16 protein-coding genes, 1 tRNA gene and 1 pseudogene are annotated in these 16,738 nt (G+C 72.3%); 7 read left to right on the plus strand and 11 right to left on the minus strand.

The window, feature by feature from the left end:
- Positions 1-64: 64 nt before the first annotated feature.
- Positions 65-850, plus strand: coding sequence for an SURF1 family cytochrome oxidase biogenesis protein (locus HNR19_RS21690; protein ID WP_179669889.1), 786 nt, complete (start codon positions 65-67; stop codon positions 848-850).
- Positions 847-1,182: a DUF3817 domain-containing protein gene (locus tag HNR19_RS21695; RefSeq protein ID WP_179669890.1), complete on the plus strand. Its 336-nt coding sequence runs from the start codon at positions 847-849 to the stop codon at positions 1,180-1,182. The genes HNR19_RS21690 and HNR19_RS21695 overlap by 4 nt, the downstream gene beginning before the upstream one ends.
- Before the next feature lie 7 nt (positions 1,183-1,189).
- Here the strand turns inward: HNR19_RS21695 and HNR19_RS21700 are convergent, their stop codons facing one another.
- A complete protein-coding gene (locus HNR19_RS21700) occupies positions 1,190-1,708 on the minus strand; it encodes a hypothetical protein (RefSeq protein WP_179669891.1) in 519 nt (172 codons plus the stop codon).
- Between the two features lie 155 nt (positions 1,709-1,863).
- Between HNR19_RS21700 and HNR19_RS21705 the strand changes: the two genes are divergently transcribed.
- Positions 1,864-2,421, plus strand: a complete 558-nt coding sequence (locus HNR19_RS21705) for a peptidylprolyl isomerase (RefSeq protein WP_179669892.1) — start codon at positions 1,864-1,866, stop codon at positions 2,419-2,421.
- A gap of 13 nt (positions 2,422-2,434) precedes the next feature.
- Positions 2,435-3,355 carry a rhomboid family intramembrane serine protease gene (locus tag HNR19_RS21710; protein ID WP_179669893.1) on the plus strand — a complete coding sequence of 307 codons (921 nt, stop codon included), beginning with the start codon at positions 2,435-2,437 and terminating at the stop codon, positions 3,353-3,355.
- 133 nt (positions 3,356-3,488) lie between these two features.
- Here the strand turns inward: HNR19_RS21710 and HNR19_RS21715 are convergent, their stop codons facing one another.
- Positions 3,489-3,998, minus strand: a complete 510-nt coding sequence (locus HNR19_RS21715) for a cell division protein CrgA (protein WP_343047324.1) — start codon at positions 3,996-3,998, stop codon at positions 3,489-3,491.
- An 82-nt stretch (positions 3,999-4,080) separates the two neighbouring features.
- Here HNR19_RS21715 and HNR19_RS21720 point away from each other — a divergent pair, with 82 nt between their 5' ends.
- Positions 4,081-4,902 carry a DUF881 domain-containing protein gene (locus tag HNR19_RS21720; RefSeq protein ID WP_179669895.1) on the plus strand — a complete coding sequence of 274 codons (822 nt, stop codon included), beginning with the start codon at positions 4,081-4,083 and terminating at the stop codon, positions 4,900-4,902.
- A gap of 6 nt (positions 4,903-4,908) precedes the next feature.
- On the opposite strand, the gene pknB is transcribed toward HNR19_RS21720, so the two are convergent.
- The 7 genes from pknB to HNR19_RS21755 are packed head-to-tail and all read right to left on the minus strand — an operon-like array spanning position 4,909 to position 13,850.
- Positions 4,909-6,873 carry a Stk1 family PASTA domain-containing Ser/Thr kinase gene (gene pknB, locus HNR19_RS21725; RefSeq protein ID WP_179669896.1) on the minus strand — a complete coding sequence of 655 codons (1,965 nt, stop codon included), beginning with the start codon at positions 6,871-6,873 and terminating at the stop codon, positions 4,909-4,911.
- A complete protein-coding gene (locus HNR19_RS21730; protein WP_179669897.1) occupies positions 6,870-8,435 on the minus strand; it encodes a protein kinase domain-containing protein in 1,566 nt (521 codons plus the stop codon). Before HNR19_RS21730 ends, pknB begins: the two co-directional genes overlap by 4 nt.
- A complete protein-coding gene (locus tag HNR19_RS21735; RefSeq protein ID WP_179669898.1) occupies positions 8,432-9,889 on the minus strand; it encodes a peptidoglycan D,D-transpeptidase FtsI family protein in 1,458 nt (485 codons plus the stop codon). The genes HNR19_RS21730 and HNR19_RS21735 overlap by 4 nt, the downstream gene beginning before the upstream one ends.
- Complete coding sequence (locus HNR19_RS21740) at positions 9,886-11,277, minus strand: FtsW/RodA/SpoVE family cell cycle protein (protein ID WP_179669899.1); 1,392 nt, start codon at positions 11,275-11,277, stop codon at positions 9,886-9,888. The genes HNR19_RS21735 and HNR19_RS21740 overlap by 4 nt, the downstream gene beginning before the upstream one ends.
- Position 11,278: 1 nt before the next feature.
- Positions 11,279-12,631, minus strand: coding sequence for a PP2C family protein-serine/threonine phosphatase (locus HNR19_RS21745; RefSeq protein WP_179669900.1), 1,353 nt, complete (start codon positions 12,629-12,631; stop codon positions 11,279-11,281).
- 6 nt (positions 12,632-12,637) lie between these two features.
- Entirely contained in the window at positions 12,638-13,108 is a 471-nt protein-coding gene (locus HNR19_RS21750; protein ID WP_179669901.1) for an FHA domain-containing protein FhaB/FipA, read from the minus strand.
- Positions 13,101-13,850, minus strand: a complete 750-nt coding sequence (locus HNR19_RS21755) for an FHA domain-containing protein (protein ID WP_179670439.1) — start codon at positions 13,848-13,850, stop codon at positions 13,101-13,103. Before HNR19_RS21755 ends, HNR19_RS21750 begins: the two co-directional genes overlap by 8 nt.
- Positions 13,851-14,004: 154 nt before the next feature.
- On the opposite strand from HNR19_RS21755, the gene HNR19_RS21760 reads away from it, so the two are divergent.
- Positions 14,005-14,088 (plus strand) — tRNA-Leu (locus tag HNR19_RS21760).
- A gap of 401 nt (positions 14,089-14,489) precedes the next feature.
- Positions 14,490-15,383, plus strand: a complete 894-nt coding sequence (locus HNR19_RS21765) for a DMT family transporter (protein WP_179669902.1) — start codon at positions 14,490-14,492, stop codon at positions 15,381-15,383.
- 58 nt (positions 15,384-15,441) lie between these two features.
- Here the strand turns inward: HNR19_RS21765 and HNR19_RS23020 are convergent, their stop codons facing one another.
- Together HNR19_RS23020 and HNR19_RS23025 are read right to left on the minus strand one after the other, a co-directional pair.
- Positions 15,442-16,038 (minus strand): SgcJ/EcaC family oxidoreductase, encoded by a 597-nt coding sequence (locus tag HNR19_RS23020; protein ID WP_246305077.1) that lies wholly within the window; start codon positions 16,036-16,038, stop codon positions 15,442-15,444.
- Between the two features lie 272 nt (positions 16,039-16,310).
- Positions 16,311-16,736 (minus strand): annotated as a pseudogene (locus HNR19_RS23025) (NAD-dependent epimerase/dehydratase family protein); the annotation flags it as partial.
- Between the last annotated feature and the right edge of the window lie 2 nt (positions 16,737-16,738).

A 16,738-nucleotide genomic window follows, 5' to 3' on the forward strand; every position in this document is an offset into this window, starting at 1 on the left:
AGTTGGTCAAGTGGTAAGACCAGTCCGATTCGGTGAAGACCGCGGCCCTCCGTACGCTGATCCTGTGGAGCAGCGGGCGCACTGGTGGAGTCCTCGGCTGTGGGCTGCCCACCTGCTCGCCCTCGTCTGCGTGGGGATCGCGGTCGGCATGGGCGCGTGGCAGTACGACGCCTGGCAGGTGCGGCGCGCCGCCGAGCAGCAGGACCTCACCGGCGCCGACCCGGTGGCGATCACCAGCCTGCTCGGTCCCGACGACCCGTTCCCCGGGCAGGACGTCGGCCGCCCGGTCACCGTCTCCGGGACCTGGCTGCCGGAGGGCACCGTGCTGGTCGCGGGCCGCGAGGACGACGCCGGCCACGAGGGCTTCTGGGTGGTCACGCCGCTGACCGTCGGCGGCCCCGGAGAGCCGGCCGTCCCGGTGGTGCGCGGCTGGGTGGCCGACGTCGACGCGAGGCTCGCGGCCGCCGTACCGCAGGGCACCGCGGATGTCGTGGGCTGGCTGCAGCCGCCCGAGGGCACCGGCGAGGCCGACGACGACCCCGACGACGACGTGCTCCCGCAGCTGCGGGTCGCCGACCTGGTCCAGCGCGTCGACCAGGACCTGTACGGCGGCTACGTCGTCCTGCGCGAGCCCGAGGCCGGGTTGGAGCCGGCGACGCTCGACCAGCTCCCGCCGGTCGGCACGTTCACCGCGCTGCGCAACCTGCTCTACGCCATCGAGTGGTGGGTGTTCGCGGCGTTCGCCGCTTTCCTGTGGTGGCGCTACGTGCGCGACGTCACGACCGTCGGGGGTGCGGACGACGCCGCCGACGAGGCCGACGACGAGCAGCGGCTAGCCTCGGCCCCGTGACCAGGCTCTTCATCGTCTACCGCGTGCTCGCGCTGGTGGTCGGCGTGCTGCTGCTCGTCGGCACCGTGGGCTTCGTCCTCAAGTACGGGCTGGAGGACGGCAGCGGGCTCCAGCAGCTGGGCGAGGACCTCACCCCGGTGTGGCTGGTGCACGGGTGGATCTACATGGTCTACGTCGTCGTGGCCTTCGTGCTCAGCCAGAAGGCGCGCTGGAGCATCCCGCAGTTCCTGCTGATGATGGTCGCCGGTCTGGTGCCCGGCCTGATCTTCTGGGTCGAGCGCCGGGTGGCCGAGCGCCTGCGGGCCGACCACCCGGAGCTCGCGAAGCGCTAGCCCGCGATCACTCGGAGCGCGACTCCTCGCCGAGCGGGTCGCCGTGGGTGCCCTCGGGCACGGCGTCCTCCTCGGTCACCGGGTCCTGGACCGCGGTCGGCGTCGGAGGCGTCGGGGGCGCGGCCGGCTTGTAGTCGGACTGCCACGGGCTGCTCTGCTCGGAGGCGCCGGCCTGGAGCTTCTTGGCGATCACGGCCACAGCGCCGCCGATCGCGCCGAAGAGCAGCAGCATCTTGATCTTGGAGCGCTTCTTCGGCTTCTTGCCGGTGGCCTCGGCGGCCTTCGTCTCGGCGTAGTCCTTGGCCTGTGCGGCCTTGGTGGCGACGGTGGCGGCGCCCGCGGCGACGACCGGGGCGGCCTTCTTGCGGGCGTCGGCGACGACCGGGGCCGCCTTGTCCCGCGCGTCGGACAGGGCGGGCTTGGCGGTGTCCTCGAAGAAGTCCTTCGCGTGGTCGATGGCGGACTCGACGTACTCCTCGGCGGTCTCGATTGCCTCGAGCAGCGCCGAGTTCTTCTTGCGACCCATGACAGAACCTTTCGTGGGGGACACGTGCAGGACTGATACCCCATCCCACCACGGACAGACGCCCGACTCCAGCCCTCCGGGCGGCTGCGTAGGATCGCCGGTGGGCCCGCGCACCGGTGCCGGGCCGCCACCCCCACCGACTTGCAAGGGAACCCATGTCAGACCTCCAGGCCACGCTGAAGACCAACAAGGGCGACATCGTCGTCAACCTGTTCCCCGACCACGCGCCGCGCACCGTGAAGAGCTTCGTCGGCCTGGCGACGGGCAACCCGGTCGAGGTCTCGCCCGACGGTCCCTACCGCCCCTCGCCGCGCGAGGGCTCGGCCGGCAGCACGCCGTTCTACGACGGCCTCGGCTTCCACCGGATCATCCCCGGCTTCATGATCCAGGGCGGCTGCCCGCAGGGCACCGGCACCGGCGGCCCGGGCTACACCTTCGACGACGAGCCGCACCCCGAGCTCACCTTCGACAAGCCCTACCTGCTCGCGATGGCCAACGCCGGCGTGCAGGGCGGCAAGGGCACCAACGGCTCGCAGTTCTTCGTGACCGTCGGCGCCACCACCTGGCTCAACTTCAAGCACACGATCTTCGGCGAGGTCGCCGACCAGGCCTCGCGCGACGTCGTCGACGCCATCGCCGGCGTCCCGACCGGTCCCGGCGACAAGCCGCTCGACCCGGTCGTCATCGAGTCGGTCCAGATCACCGGGGCCTGATCGAGCGCCCAACTTGAGCGAGCAACCTGCCGGCGGGGTGCCGGTCTGCTACCGGCACCCCGGCCGCGAGGCCCACATCCGCTGCCAGCGCTGCGGGAAGTCGATCTGCCCCGACTGCATGCGCGAGGCCTCGGTCGGCTTCCAGTGCCCGGACTGCGTCGCCGAGGGCGCGAAGTCCACGCGCGCGGGCCGTACGGCGTACGGCGGCCTGCGCCCGGAGACCCCCGGCCGCGCGACGCTCGTGCTGATGGCGATCAGCGGGGTCGTGTGGCTCGCGGTCACCGCGACCGGCGGCAACGACAGCCCGCTCGTGGCCTGGCTGATGATGCTCGGTGATGGCCGGTGCACGCTGGCCGGCGACGTCAGTCGCTACTTCACCGGGGTCGAGAGCTCGGCGACCTGCTCGATGATCGCCGACGGCCGGTGGCTGCCCGGCGTCCTCGACGGGGGCGTGTGGCGCCTGCTCACCCACGCCTTCACCCACGTCGAGTGGTGGCACATCGGCATGAACATGCTCGCGCTGTGGCAGCTCGGCCCGGTGCTCGAGCGGATCCTCGGCACCGCCCGGTTCCTCGCGCTCTACCTGCTGTCGGCGCTCGCCGGCGGCGTCGCCGTCCTCTGGCTGACGGGCACCGGGTCCGCGGTCGGCGCGTCGGGCGCGATCTTCGGCCTGTTGGCGGCGCAGCTGGTGGTGGCGCGGAAGGCGAAGGTCGACCTCTCGCAGTTCGGGTTCACGCTCGTGCTCGCCGTGGCGATCAGCCTGGCGCCGGGTGTCTCGTGGCAGGGCCACCTCGGCGGGTTCCTGGGCGGCCTCGCGGTCGGGGCCGCTCTGATCTACGCCCCGCGGGAGCGGCGTACCACCGTGCAGACGGCCGGCTGCGTCGCGGTCGGCGTGCTGCTCGTGGCCGCGACCGCCGTCCGCATGCTCATCTAGCGCTTGTCCCCAGGGTTATCCACCACTGGGGATGAACTACACGGCTGTAGTTCTCCCCAGCTGTGGACAACGGTGGGGAAAAACCACGGCGCCCCCGGTCCTCGACCGGGGGCGCCGTTGCGGTTCGGGGCGCTCACTCCCACTTCGTGGCGAACGTGAAACCGACCGCCATCAGCGCGATGCCGACGAACAGGTTCTTCTGCTCCAGGTCGTTGAAGATCGCGATGTCCTTCGGCGGGTTGGCGGTCTGGGTCACGTAGTAGACGCAGATCCACAGCAGGCCGATGACGAAGCAGCCGAGCATGCCCACGACGACGCCGCGGCCGCGGCCGAGCGGGGTGGACCGGTGGGCGGAGACGACCAGGCCGAGCATGATCGCGCCGAACCCGATCAGGTAGTTCCAGCCCTGGAGCTTCTGCACGGCCATCGGACCGGTGCCCTCCTGGTCCTTGACCGGGAGGCCGTCGATCCAGCCGTCGGTCGGCCGCACGCCCAGGTAGTAGTACGCCAGCCACGCGATGCCGCCGAGGATCAGCACCAGGGCGATGACGAACCGGACGCTGAAGACCGGGCCGGTCTCGGGTGCGAGGGGGTCGTCGGACTTGTCCTTGCGCAGGCTGGACAGGCGGGACAGCTTGGACACGACTCGCTCCTCGGCGGGCTCTGATCTCGATACGGCGGTGGGCATGGCGCATCGGCCACGACGCCCACCTACGCTAGAGAGTATGACGGGCGCGCACGAGGCGGAGGGCCGACCCCTCCACTCCGCGCCCGACGGTGGCGCGAAGCCGCCCCGGCATCACGCGCGGCGGTCGCTGGCGTGGCGCATCGGCACGCCCACGGTCGTGCTGCTGAGCGGCGCGCTCTTCGCGGTGTCCGCCGCCGACAGCGGCGGCACCGACCTGCGACCCGGCCGCTACACCGACCTCGCGAGCCTCGCCGAGGCGGAGGCCGACGACGTCAAGCAGCTCCAGGCGCGGGCGCGTGACCTCGAGCAGGACATCGACCGGATGTCGGAGAACGTGCGCTCGTTCCGGGTGCGCACCACCCGCCACGAGGTCGAGCGCCTCCACGACCCCGCCGGGCTCACGCCGCGCACCGGGCCCGGGTTGTCGATCACCCTCTCCGACGCCCCCGACGACCTCTTCGAGGACGCCCGCGACGCGGGGGCGTCCGGCGACGTGCTGCGCCGCTACGTCGTGCACCAGCAGGACATCCAGGCGGTCGTCAACTCGCTGTGGCGCGCCGGCGCGGAGGCCGTCGTCATCGAGGGCCAGCGGGTCGTGAGCACGACCGGCATCAAGTGCGAGGGCAACGCGGTCCAGCTCCAGGGCGTGCCCTACCCCGAGCCCTACGACATCGAGGCGGTCGGCGACCCGACGGCGCTGCTGTCGGCGCTCGACAGCGACCCGATCGTCGCCGGCTACCGCGCCGACGCCGCCGACCCGGAGATCGCGATCGGGTGGGACGTCGAGACCGAGCAGCAGGTCGAGGCGCCGGCGTTCGAGGGCCTCGTGGACATCAGGTACGCCGAGCCGCTGCGCTAGGCGGCGCTACTCCTCCTCGTTGCCCTCGCCCGGCAACGGGAAGCTGAGCGGGTCTTTGGGGTCCGTGCCCGCCTCGACCTCGTCGCCGTCGGTGGCGCCGTCGCCGTCGGTGTCGGGGTTCATCGGGTCGGTCGGGGCCTCGGCGTTGACCTCGTCGCCGTCGGTCAGGCCGTCGCCGTCGGAGTCGGGGTTGCTCGGGTCGGTGCCGAGCTCGCCCTCCTCGTCGTCGGTCAGGCCGTCCTCGTCGGTGTCCTCCGGCTCGACGAACGTCGAGTAGTAGACCGTCACCTGCGACCCCTCGGGGAGGTCGGTGCCGGCCTGCGGCACCTGGCGCGTCACCGTCCCGGCGGGCTCGGTCGAGTCGGGGTCCTTGGCGAACACCGGGCGGAAGCCGGCGTCGCGCAGGGCCCGGGCCGCCTGCTCCCGGGTCTTGCCGACCACGTTCGGCACCGCCTCCGGGCCGTCGGAGAGGCACAGCTGCACCTGGTCGTCGCGGCCGACCTGCTCGCCGGCCTGCGGCGTCTGCTCGACGACGGTGTCGGCGGGCTCGTCGGAGTCGCACGGGTCGGGCAGGGTCGTGATGTTGCGCCGCGGGATGCCCTCCTCGACGAGCGCGGCGATCGCGGCCTGCTCGGACATCTCGGTGACGGCGGGCATCGGGAAGTCGCAGCTGCCGCTGGACAGGGTGAGCTCGACGGTCGTGGACTCGGCGACGGCGTACTCCCCCGGCTGCGGCTCCTGGGTGATGACCTGGTCGACCTCGTAGCGGTCGCTGCACTCGACGAGCCGGTCGTCGACGTCGAAGCCCGCCAGCTCGAGCTCCTCCTCGGCCGCGTCGCGGTCGGCGCCGACGACATCGGGCACCGGCACCTCCTCCGGGCCGCCGGGGAACAGCTTGGGCCACGCCCAGAACGCGGCGGCGATCAGCGCGATCACCAAGAGCGCCAGCAGCACCCACAGCCAGGCACGCTTCGGCTCGTCGTCCTCGTCGTCGCGCACCGGGGTGCCGCGCACGGACGTGTCGCTCGCGGCGTCGGACGGGGGCACGACGGCGGTCACCGCGGTCGGCGGGCCGGGGTCGACCGGCGGCGGGGGCGCGACGGCCTGGACCGGCCGGCCGGCGAGGTAGCGCTCGATGTCGGTGCGCATCGCGGCAGCCGACTGGTAGCGGTCCTCGACCCGCTTGGCGAGCGACTTCATCACGATCGCGTCGATCTGCGGGGTGAGGTCGGCGTCGTGGTGGGACGGGGGTACGGCGGGCTCGCGCACGTGCTGGTAGGCGACGGCGACGGGCGAGTCGCCCACGAACGGCGGCCGGCCGGTGAGCAGCTCGTAGAGCAGGCAGCCGGCGGAGTAGACGTCGGAGCGGGAGTCGACGGTCTCGCCGCGCGCCTGCTCGGGGGAGAGGTACTGCGCGGTGCCGACGACCGCGGCGGTCTGGGTCATCGACGAGGCGGCGTCGCTCATCGCGCGGGCGATGCCGAAGTCCATCACCTTCACGTCGCCGGACGGCGTGAGCATGACGTTGCCCGGCTTGATGTCGCGGTGGATGATGCCGCCGCGGTGGCTGTAGTCGAGGGCAGACAGCACGCCGCTGGTGATCTCGAGCGCGCGCTCGGGGAGGATCTTGCGACCCTCGCGCAGGATGTCGCGCAGGGTGCGGCCGGCGACGTACTCCATGACGATGTAGGGCTGGGCCACTCCGTCGGGCGCCGGCTCCTCGCCGGTGTCGTAGACGGCGACGATCGCCGGGTGGTTGAGCGACGCCGACGACTGCGCCTCGCGCCGGAACCGCGCCTGGAACGTCGCGTCGGAGGCGAGGTCGGTGCGCAGCCGCTTGACTGCGACGACGCGGCCGAGCCGCGTGTCGGTGCCCTTGCGCACCTCGGCCATGCCGCCGCGCCCGAGCAGCTCGCCGAGCTGGTAGCGGCCGCCGACCACGCCGTGGCCCTCGCCCGGTCCGGTCGTCATTCGGTGTCCTCCAGGAGTCCGGTCGCGGACGACTGCTCGGTGGGGGAGGTCTGCTCGGTCGGGGACGTCTCTTCCGTGGGTGGCGGCTCCGTCGTGGGCGGCGGCTCCGACGTCTCGGTCGTCGCTGTGCTGTCCGGCGTGTCCGGCGAGTCCGGCGAGTCCGGGGTCTCGACGTCAGGCGCGCCGAAGTAGGTGACAGTGATGATGGTTCCCTCCTCCACCGTTCCCGTCGGGCTGAGGCCCTCGACCTCGCCCTCGGTCGCGGTCCCGTCGTTCGTGACCTCGTCGAGTGCGACCTCGAGCCCGAGCCCCTCCAGCTCGTCCGCCACCACGTCGACGTCGCGTCCGACGTAGTCGTCCTCGTCGATCACGATCCGGTCGTTGCGCGGCGACTTCCGCTCCTTGGTCGACTGCGAGGTGCTCGTGTCGGTCGCCGGCTCCTCGTCGTCGCCGCCCAGGAACAGGTAGGCGATCAGGACCGCGATCGCGACCAGCAACAGCACCAGCAGGATCGCCGGCCACGGCGAGCGGCGCCGCTCCTCGTCGTCGCCGGCGTACGCCGCTGCCGGCTCCGGCCGGTCGGGCTGCGGCGTCGTGATGCCCGCGGCAGCGGCGCCGGCGACTGCGGCCGCGGCGCCCGGGATCACCGCGGTCGCTGCGGTCTCCGGGGCCAGCGTCCCGGCACCCGCCGCGGCGGCGGCGGACGGGTCGCGCAGTGCCTGGGCGAACGCGGTGCCGTCGGCATAGCGCTCCTCGGGGTTCTTCGCCATCGCGCGCCGCACGACCGCGGCGAGGTCGGCGGGCACGTCGCCCGGGAGCTCGGGCACGGGCTGCTGCAGGTGCGCGAGCGCCGCGGCGACAGGCGTGTCGGCCTCGAACGGCCGCCGGCCGACCAGGCACTCGAACGTGACGACGCCGAGCGCGTAGACGTCGGACGCGGGCGTCGAGGTGTTGCCGCGCGCCTGCTCGGGCGAGAGGTACTGCGGCGTCCCCATCACCGCGCCGGTGCGGGTGATCTGGGCGGAGTCGCCGGCGCGGGCGATGCCGAAGTCGGTCACCTTGACCTGGCCCTCGGGCGTGACGAGCAGGTTGGCGGGCTTCACGTCGCGGTGCACGATCCCGGCCGCGTGGGCGACGCCGAGGGCGGCGGCGGCCTGTCCCATCAGGTCGCGCACCACGTCGGGGTCGAGCCGGCGCCCGTCGGACTTCGCCTGGGCGAGCAGCGCTGACAGGGGCGCGCCGTCGACGTACTCCATGACGAGGTACGGCGCACCGCCCTCACCGAGCCCGGCCGGGTCGGCCTGGTAGTCGAAGACGCCGGCGATGCCGGGGTGGTGGAGCGACGCGGCGTGCCGCGCCTCGGTCTCGAAGCGGGTCCGGAAGGTCGGGTCGTCGACGTACTCGTGCTTGAGCACCTTGACCGCGACCTCGCGGTTGAGCCGGGTGTCGGTGGCGCGCCAGACGACGCCCATCCCGCCGGTCGCGATCCGGCTGTCGAGCCGGTAGCGGCGCGCGGCGTCGGCGTACTGCACGGGATCCCCCTGTCCGCCCTGTTCGCTCACTGCAGCACCGCCTCCATCACAGCCTTGGCCACCGGTCCGCCGAGGCCGCCTCCGGAGATGTCCTTCCCCGGCGCCTCCTGGATCATGACAGCGACGGCCACCTCGGCGTTCTCCGCCGGCGCGAACGACGTGAACCACGCGTACGGCGGCAGCCCGTCGCCGCGCTGCGCGGTGCCGGTCTTGCCCGCCACCGACAGGCCCGGGATCGCCGCGACGTTGGCCGTGCCCTCGTCGACCGTGGCGACGAGCAGGTCGGTGAGGTCCTGGGCGGCACCCGCGCCGATCGCCGAACGCAGCTCCTCGGGGTCGGTGGTCTCGAGAGTCTCGTACTCCGCGGACTGCACCTCCTCGACGAGGTAGGGCTTCATCAGCGTGCCGCGGTTGGCCACCGCAGCCGCGACCATCGCCATCTGCAGCGGCGTCGCCTGCACCTCGAACTGGCCGAAGCCGGTCTGAGCGAGGAACGTGTCCTCGAGGTCGCCGGTCGGGAAGACCGACTCGACCGACGACGGCAGGTCGTCGAAGGAGTCGCTGTTGAAGCCGAACTCCTCGGCCTGCTCGCGCAGCGCGTCCTCGCCGAGCTCGACGGCCATCCGCGCGAACGCGGTGTTGCACGACCACGCCATCGCGGTCTCGAAGGTGATCTTCTCGGCGTCGCACGCGGTGCGGCCCTCGTTGTCGATCACGTTGCCCACACCGTTCGGCTGGTAGGTGGCTCCCGAGGGCACCAGGTCGTCGACGGCGTAGTCACCGCTGTCGAGCGCTGCCGCCGCGGTCACGATCTTGAAGGTCGAGCCGGGGAACAGGCGGGTCTGGATCGCCCGGTTGAGCAGCGGCTCGCGCTCGTCGTCCTCGAGCGCCCGGTAGGCCTCTCCCGCCGCCTCGAAGTCGTGCGTGGCCAGCTCGTTGGGGTCGTACGACGGCAGCGACACCATCGCCAGGATCTTGCCCGTCTTGGGCTCGATCGCCACGACCGATCCCTCGCCCTCGGGGCCGACCGCGGCCTCGAGCGCGTGGTAGGCGGCCTCCTGCGCCTCGGGGTCGAGGGTGAGCAGCACGTTGCCGCCCTTGTTGGTCTCGTTGCGCACCAGGTCGACGAGCCGGTTGACGAAGAGCCGCGGGTCCTCGCCGGAGAGGATCTCGTTCTGCGACCGCTCCAGACCGGTCTGGCTGGCGAACTGGAGGTATCCGGTGACGTTGGCGTAGAGCCACGGCTTGGGGTACTTGCGCAGGAACTCGTAGCGGTCGTCGCTCTCGACGCTGCGCGCGATCGGGTCGCGGCCGACGATGATCGCGCCGCGCTCACGGCTGAACGCCGCCTCGGCGACGCGGGCGTTGCCGGGGTGCTCGTTGAGGTCCTCCGCCGCCCAGAACTGGAGGTAGGACACGTTGATCATCAGCGCCAGGAAGAGCAGCAGGCAGAAGGTGGAGATGGCGCGAATCGGCTTGTTCATCTCTCGTCGTTCACCACCTTCACCACCTGGGTCTTCGCCTCGTCCGGGTCCTCGTCCTGGTCCGTCAGCGCCGGCAGCGGCCGCCGGGCCTGGTCGGAGATCCGCAGCAGGATCGCGACGATCACCCAGTTGGCGACCAGCGAGCTGCCGCCGGCCGAGAGGAACGGTGTGGTGAGACCGGTGAGCGGCACGAGCCGGGTGACGCCGCCGACGACGACGAAGACCTGGAGCGCGATGACGCTTCCGAGGCCGACCGCGACCAGCTTGCCGAAGCCGTCGCGGCAGATGAGCGCGGCGCGCAGCGCCCGCTCGACGATGAGGCCGTAGAGGAGCAGGACCGCGATCACCGCGGTGAGACCGAGCTCCTCGCCGATCGCGGCCAGGATGAAGTCGTTGTGCGATTCCGGGATGCGGTCGGGCACGCCCTGGCCGAGGCCCTGCCCGATCAGGCCGCCCCACGCGAAGCCGTAGAGGCTCTGGACCAGCTGGTAGCCGCTGCCGTCGGGGTCGGCCCACGGGTCGAGCCAGATGTCGACGCGCTGGCCGACGTGGCCGACGAAGACGTACGCCGCCGCGGCCCCGCCGAGGAACATCGCGCTGCCGACGAACAGCCAGCCGGCGCGCTCGGTGGCGACGTAGAGCATGACGAGGAACAGGCCGAAGAACAGCAGGCTGGAGCCGAGGTCCTTCTGCAGGATGAGGATGCAGAGGCTGATGCCCCACATGGCGAGGATCGGGCCGAGGTCGCGACCGCGCGGCAGGTCGATGAAGAGCAGGCGACGGCCGGCGAGCGCCAGTGCGTCGCGGTGGACGACCAGGTAGCCGGCGAACGTGAAGACCAGCAGCACCTTCGCGACCTCGCCCGGCTGGAAGCTGAGCGGTCCGAGCGCGATCCAGATCCGGGCGCCGTTGACCTCGTTGCCGATGCCGGGGAGCATCGGCAGGACCAGCAGCCCGAGCGAGACCAGGCCGAGCGTGTAGGTGTAGCGGCCCAGCAGCCGATGGTCGCGGATGAGGAACAGCGCGGCGACGAAGAGCGCGACGCCGACGGTCATGAACATCAGCTGGTTGTCGGCGTTGGACGTGTCCTCGGCGACGTCGATGCGCCGGATGATCGCGAGGCCGAGGCCGTTGAGCGCCGCGACGACCGGCAGCAGCACCGGATCGGCGTACGGCGCGACCATCCGCACCACCACGTGGGCGACGACGACGAGGGCGGCCAGCCACCCGCCGTACCCGAGGATGTTGGTGGGCACCTCGCCGTCGACGCCGAGGCCGACCGCGGCGTAGGCGCCCACGCCGACGACGAGCGCGAGCACGAGAAGGAACAGCTCCGCTCCGCGCCGTCGGCGGTGGACGAACCCCATCAGGCCGGCGTTGTTGGGCATGTCAGTCGGCCGCCCCGCCCAGGCTCGGGTCCACGGGAAGCTGCGCGTCCTTCGCGAGGTTGCGCACGATCTGCTCGGCGTCGTCGTAGCTGTCGGCGTCGAGGCCGTCGGCGACGTCCTCGGCCTGCGACTCCGAGAGGCTGTCGACCGGGATGGTCGTCTCGCGGTAGACGCTGGAGAGGCCGGGAAGGTCGTTGACGCCGCGGTAGATGACGACCATGCCGTCGGCCTCGGCGACGTAGTACTGCTGCTGGGTCCACCAGTACGCCGAGGCGACGCCGACCCACGCGAGACCGAGCACCAGGGCGAGCGCCATCAGCCGGCGGGCCCAGCGGAACCGTTGCGGCGCGCGCGGCGCGTAGCGGTAGGTCTCCGGATCCATCGGCGGGTCGGCCTGGATCGCGAAGTCGATGCCCTCGGGGATCTCGGCGTCGACCGGCTCGAGCTCGCCGGTGTCACCGGAGCGGTGGCCGCGGAACAGGCTGCGCGGGAGCCGGCGACGCAGCTCGGCCGCGGCGCCGACGGTCTGCGGCTGGAGGGCGGCGTACGTCGGGTCGGCCGCGGCCTGCTCCTCGGTGAGCACGTCGGCGACGACGCAGGTGACGTTGTCGGAGCTGCCGGCGTCGAGACTGGCGCGCACCAGCTCGATGGCGGCGTACTCGGGGCTGCCGCCGGAGAGGATGTCGGCGATCCGCCCGGCCTCCAGCACGCCGCAGGCGCCGTCGCTGCAGAGGAACAGCCGGTCGCCGGGCACCAGCTCGAGGGCGAACAGGTCGGGCTCCACCTCGTGCAGCCCGTCGAGCGCCTTGAGGATGAGGTTGCGGTGCGGGTGGGTGCGCGCCTCCTCCTCGGTGATGCGGCCCTCGTCGATCAGGCTCTGCACGAACGTGTGGTCGGTCGTCAGCTGCGAGAGCTCGCCCTCGCGGAAGAGGTAGCCGCGGGAGTCGCCGACGTGACCGATGGCGACCTTGCGCCCGTCGAACAGGGCGAGCGTGGCCGTTGTGCTGGTGCCGTTGAGCGCCGGGTCGGCGTCGACCTGGCTGCCGATCGACTCGTGCGCGTCGTGGAGGCCGTCGGTGACGCGGATGAGCAGGTCGCCGGTGGGTGGGACGTCGAGCTGGCGGAGCTCGGCGATCGCCGTGCTGGAGGCGATGTCGCCGCGCGCGGCGCCGCCGACGCCGTCGCAGACGGCGAGCAGCCACGGCCCGGCGTACCCGGAGTCCTGGTTGTCCTTGCGGACGCGGCCGACGTCGGACACCGCGTGGTAGCGCAGGCGCAGGTCCGCACCACCCGCGGGGCGGGGGGCGGCGTCAGGCGACGGGACGGTCTCGGGCCCGGGAGCTGGTTCGGTCATCCGCGGCTACTTCCGGAGCTCCAGGACGGTCTTCCCGATCCGCACCTGCGACCCGAGCATGATCGTGGTCGGCTGGGTGAGCCGCTGGTTGCCGAGGTAGGTGCCGTTGGTGGAGCCGAGGTCCTCGACGAACCACTGGTCACCGGACGCCGCGATCCGCGCGTGCCGGGTGGAGACGTAGTCGTCGTCGAGGCGGATCGCCGCGTCGTTGCCGCGGCCGATCAGTATCGGGGCGTCGGCCAGCGCGGCGGTGATGCCGGTGTTGGGGCCCTGGACGACCGCGACGTGCGTGGGCGCGCCCCGCCGCTTCGGCGGCGCCTTCTGCTTGGGCTGCTTCGGCGGCTTGCCGCCGGTGGCGGGCGTGGGCATCCGGGCGCCGAACATGTCGGACCGGATCACCGAGATCGCGGACAGCACGAAGATCCACAGGATCGCCAGGTAGGCGATCCGGATCAGGAACAGGGTCAGCTCAGACACCGGGCGACTCCTGGTGGGGCTCCGGGAGGAAGCGCACGGTCAGGGAGGTGTGGCCGACCTGGACCCGGGAGCCGTCGGCGAGGACGGCCCGGGCCACCTTGTGCCCGTTGACGGTGATGCCGTTGGTGGAGCCCATGTCGTGCACCTCGATGTGGAGCTCGCCCTCGCCCGGGGCGAGGCCGCTGCCCTGGACGGTGGAGACGAGGAACTCGGCGTGCCGCCGGCTGATGCCGGGGTCGTTGATGCGGAGGTCGGCCTCGCTGCCGCGCCCGACGACGAGCCCGGGCGGCTGCAGGGGGTGCTGGGTGCCGTTGACGTCGAGCACCGCGCGGGTGCGCTGCCGGCCCCCGCCGCGACTGCTGCCGGTGACCGTCGCCTCCGCGCGGCTGAGCACCCGGAGCTGGCCCGTGCTGAGGTCGTCGGCCGCGGTGAACGCGATCTTGATCGGGCCGGGGAACACATAGCTCTGCAGGTCGGCGTGCTCCTGGAGCTGGGTCGAGAGCTCGCCCGCCAGCGTCGAGTCGTACGGCGCCAGCCGGTCCAGGTCGGAGCTGGCGAGCTCGACCTCGAACGCGTTGGGCACCAGCCGCCGCTCCCGGGACAGGATCTGCGCCTTGTTGTCGAGCTCGCGCTGGAGCGCCGCGGCGATCTCGACCGGCTGCACCGCGCTGCGGAACGTGCGCGCGAAGACGCCGGAGATGGCGCGCTCGAGACGCTGCTCGAAACGCTGCAACCCACCCATCGCGGCCTCCTCCCTGTCGCCCTGCACAGTCGTCACCTTGCGGTCCGAACGGTCCGCTCGATCGTATAGGTGCCGCGATCGACCGCCAGTTTGGGCGCGCGGCACCGCCTGGGATAGCCTTGCCCGGCTGTCGAACAGCGATGCCGACAGCAGAGCGCGAGTGGCGGAATAGGCAGACGCGCACGGTTCAGGTCCGTGTGTCCGAAAGGACGTGGGGGTTCAACTCCCCCCTCGCGCACGTAGTCTCCTCTTAGGAGTCCCGGACATCCCGAACCCTCAGGGTTCGGGATGTTCTGATTTCGGGCGGCGCCGCGCCGGTGCCGGACTCGCGGCCGGCGAGCCGGTCTGCGCCGGGTCTCCGAGCGCCGTCGCAGCACAGGCGCGGAGGATCCACCTCGGCGTTCGGCGTCCGGCGGGCCATACAGTAACGTACGGTATGGCGGTGGCCCATGGTTCCGCCGGAGAGGAGCCGCAGGTGACGGGTGGCGTGACCACGACGTCGACACCACCGGGCAGTCGATCCAGACCTGGCGCCGCCGGGATCGGATCGCGGGACGGCACTCCGGGCCTCGGCTCGGGCCAGCGCCGGGTTCTCTGCCGCCTGCGCTCGTTCCGCCCGTGACTTCAGCTGCGCCTCTGATGGCGCTGTCGAGCGCTGTGCTGATCTGGGCCACGACGTTCGTGGTGTCGGAGAGCGCTCTGACGTCGACGTCGCCTGCCGTGTTGACCGTTCTCAGGTTCGTCCTGTGCGTGGCTGTGCTGCTGCCGCTGGCGCTGCGCCGCGAGGGGCTGGGGCGCATGCTGCGGACTCCCCTCACCGCCGTGCTCGGACTGACCGGCGTGGCGGCGTACTACGGACTCCAGAACGTCGCGCTGCTCTACACGACCGCGGGAACGACCGCCCTGCTGCAGGCGGTCCTACCCGTGGCGACGGCCGGGCTCGCGGCCGTTGCCCTGCGTGAGCGTGTGGCAACCGGGACCCTCGTTGGGCTCCTCCTGGCCACTGCGGGCGTCGTCCTGATCGCCTCAGGCGGCGCCAGGTTCGATCGTGGAGTCGTCCTGGTGCTCGCGGGCGTGTTGGCCTACGCCGCCTACACGGTGCTGCTGCGCCGCTCGGGCAGCGCCGAGACGGGCGCAGCCGGCGACGTGCCCACCGACGACCCTGTGGTGCTGGCCGCTGCCACCGCGCTGTGGGGTGTGATCCTGCTGCTCCCGTGGCAGCTCTGGGAGATCGCTGGGGGACGCGCGCAGCTGACGGTGAGCACCGCGGGCATCGGCGCGACGCTGTATCTGGGCGTCGTCGCCTCCGGCGCCACTCTTCTGTTGTGGACGTACGGCGCGCGCCGCACCCCGGCCAGTGTGTCCGGAGTGCTGACCGCCGCCATTCCGGCCGTCGGCTACGCGCTGGCGGTGATGACCGGCGAGCAGCCGACGACGAGCAAGACGGTTGGCGGGATCCTTGCCGTAGCGGGCGTCCTCCTGGCCGGCTACGCAGTCACCCGGTCGGCTGGACCTGAGTCGGCTCCGCCGTGAGACGCGCACCGGTACCCGACGACCGACAGGGGGATCCCGCCACGACCCGGTCTTCGGCTCAGTCCCGCACTTGCGTGTTCTGCCCGGCCGCGATCCGCCAGCTGTCGCCGCTACGCACCAGCACGTGCACCGGCCGCCCCTCGGGCACGCCGTCGAGAGGGGCTCCGTCGAGCCCGACCGGCCGCTGCCGGATGTTCACCACGGCGACGTCGTCGCGCACGAAGAGGATGTGCTCGACGTCGTAGGTCGCGGTGGACTCGCGCATCGCGCCCGGGAGCACCGCACGGGTGAAGGCTGTGATCTCGTCCTTCCCGACGATCCGCTTGCCGTGGGCGGTGGTCCACACGCTGTGCTGCTCGAAGGCGCCGGGCACGCCGTGACGTCCTCGGTCTGCTGGGCGACCTCGACGCGACGGACGAGCTCGACGATCGCGTCGATGTCCACGGTGCGCTCGGCCCCGTCGGCCGGCTGGACGACGATCTTGTCCCGTGGCGTGCGCGCCGCGTAGCTGCCCTCGCGCAGGTCGGCGACGGCGTCGGGCCGGATCGGGGTCCACCCGAGCTCGCGAGCCGCGGTGGCAACGACCTCCTGGTGCAGCGCCAGTGCCTCCGCGAACTCGGCACCGAGCTCGGTCGCGGCCTCGACCTCCGGCCATGCTTTGGCCTGCCCCGTGCCGCCGACCGCGATGTCGGCTGCCCTCGCGAGCTCGTCGACGGGCACGGCGGACTCGGCGATGCCGTGCAGCACGGCGCCGGGCTCGGCGCTCTCGAGGGCGAGCACCACGAGGTCAGCCAGGTCGTCGACGTGGACCATCGGCCAGCGCACACCGGGCTCCCCGACGAACCGCCCCGCTCCCGTCGCTCGGGCCCAGTCGACCATCATGGCCGGGATGCCGCCGCCGGCGCCATGCACGATGCCGGGGCGCACCACGATGCCACGGAGGTCGCGCGCGCTCTGGACGATCGTCTCGAGTGAGTCACGACCCTCCACGATCCGGATCGGGCGGGCCGGCGCGGAGTCGTCGACCGGCTCGACCGTGCTGCCGAGCACCCAGACGCCGCTGACGTAGAGGAGCGCGCGACCGGCGAGCGCCCCGACCAGGGTGTCCAGGGCCACCTCGTCGGCCCGCCAGTCGCCGGTGGGTGTGGCGGCGTGGACCACCGCGTCGAGGTCGTCGGTGATCGCGGCCCGCAGGGAGGCGGGGTCCCGAAGGTCTCCGACCCGGCTCTCGACCCCCGCCGGCGCATTGGCGGCGTTGCGGACGAGGACGACCGGGGTGTGCCCGGCAGCCCGCAGCCGGCGAACCGCCGCACTCCCGACGTACCCGGTGCCTCCGATCACCAGAACCTTCATGA

It is taken from the genome of Nocardioides thalensis, assembly GCF_013410655.1.
In the GTDB taxonomy this organism is placed as follows: Bacteria; Actinomycetota; Actinomycetes; order Propionibacteriales; family Nocardioidaceae; genus Nocardioides; species Nocardioides thalensis.

Excerpts from the sequence above, each read along its gene's own strand:
- HNR19_RS21700 (WP_179669891.1), bottom strand. The coding sequence starts at position 1,708 with ATGGGTCGCAAGAAGAACTCGGCGCTGCTCGAGGCAATCGAGACCGCC.
- HNR19_RS21705 (WP_179669892.1), top strand. The coding sequence starts at position 1,864 with ATGTCAGACCTCCAGGCCACGCTGAAGACCAACAAGGGCGACATCGTC.
- HNR19_RS21720 (WP_179669895.1), top strand. The coding sequence starts at position 4,081 with ATGACGGGCGCGCACGAGGCGGAGGGCCGACCCCTCCACTCCGCGCCC.
- pknB (WP_179669896.1), bottom strand. The coding sequence starts at position 6,873 with ATGACGACCGGACCGGGCGAGGGCCACGGCGTGGTCGGCGGCCGCTAC.
- HNR19_RS21735 (WP_179669898.1), bottom strand. The coding sequence starts at position 9,889 with ATGAACAAGCCGATTCGCGCCATCTCCACCTTCTGCCTGCTGCTCTTC.
- HNR19_RS21740 (WP_179669899.1), bottom strand. The coding sequence starts at position 11,277 with ATGCCCAACAACGCCGGCCTGATGGGGTTCGTCCACCGCCGACGGCGC.
- HNR19_RS21745 (WP_179669900.1), bottom strand. The coding sequence starts at position 12,631 with ATGACCGAACCAGCTCCCGGGCCCGAGACCGTCCCGTCGCCTGACGCC.
- HNR19_RS21755 (WP_179670439.1), bottom strand. The coding sequence starts at position 13,850 with ATGGGTGGGTTGCAGCGTTTCGAGCAGCGTCTCGAGCGCGCCATCTCC.
- HNR19_RS21765 (WP_179669902.1), top strand. The coding sequence starts at position 14,490 with ATGGCGCTGTCGAGCGCTGTGCTGATCTGGGCCACGACGTTCGTGGTG.
- HNR19_RS23020 (WP_246305077.1), bottom strand. The coding sequence starts at position 16,038 with ATGGCCGGAGGTCGAGGCCGCGACCGAGCTCGGTGCCGAGTTCGCGGA.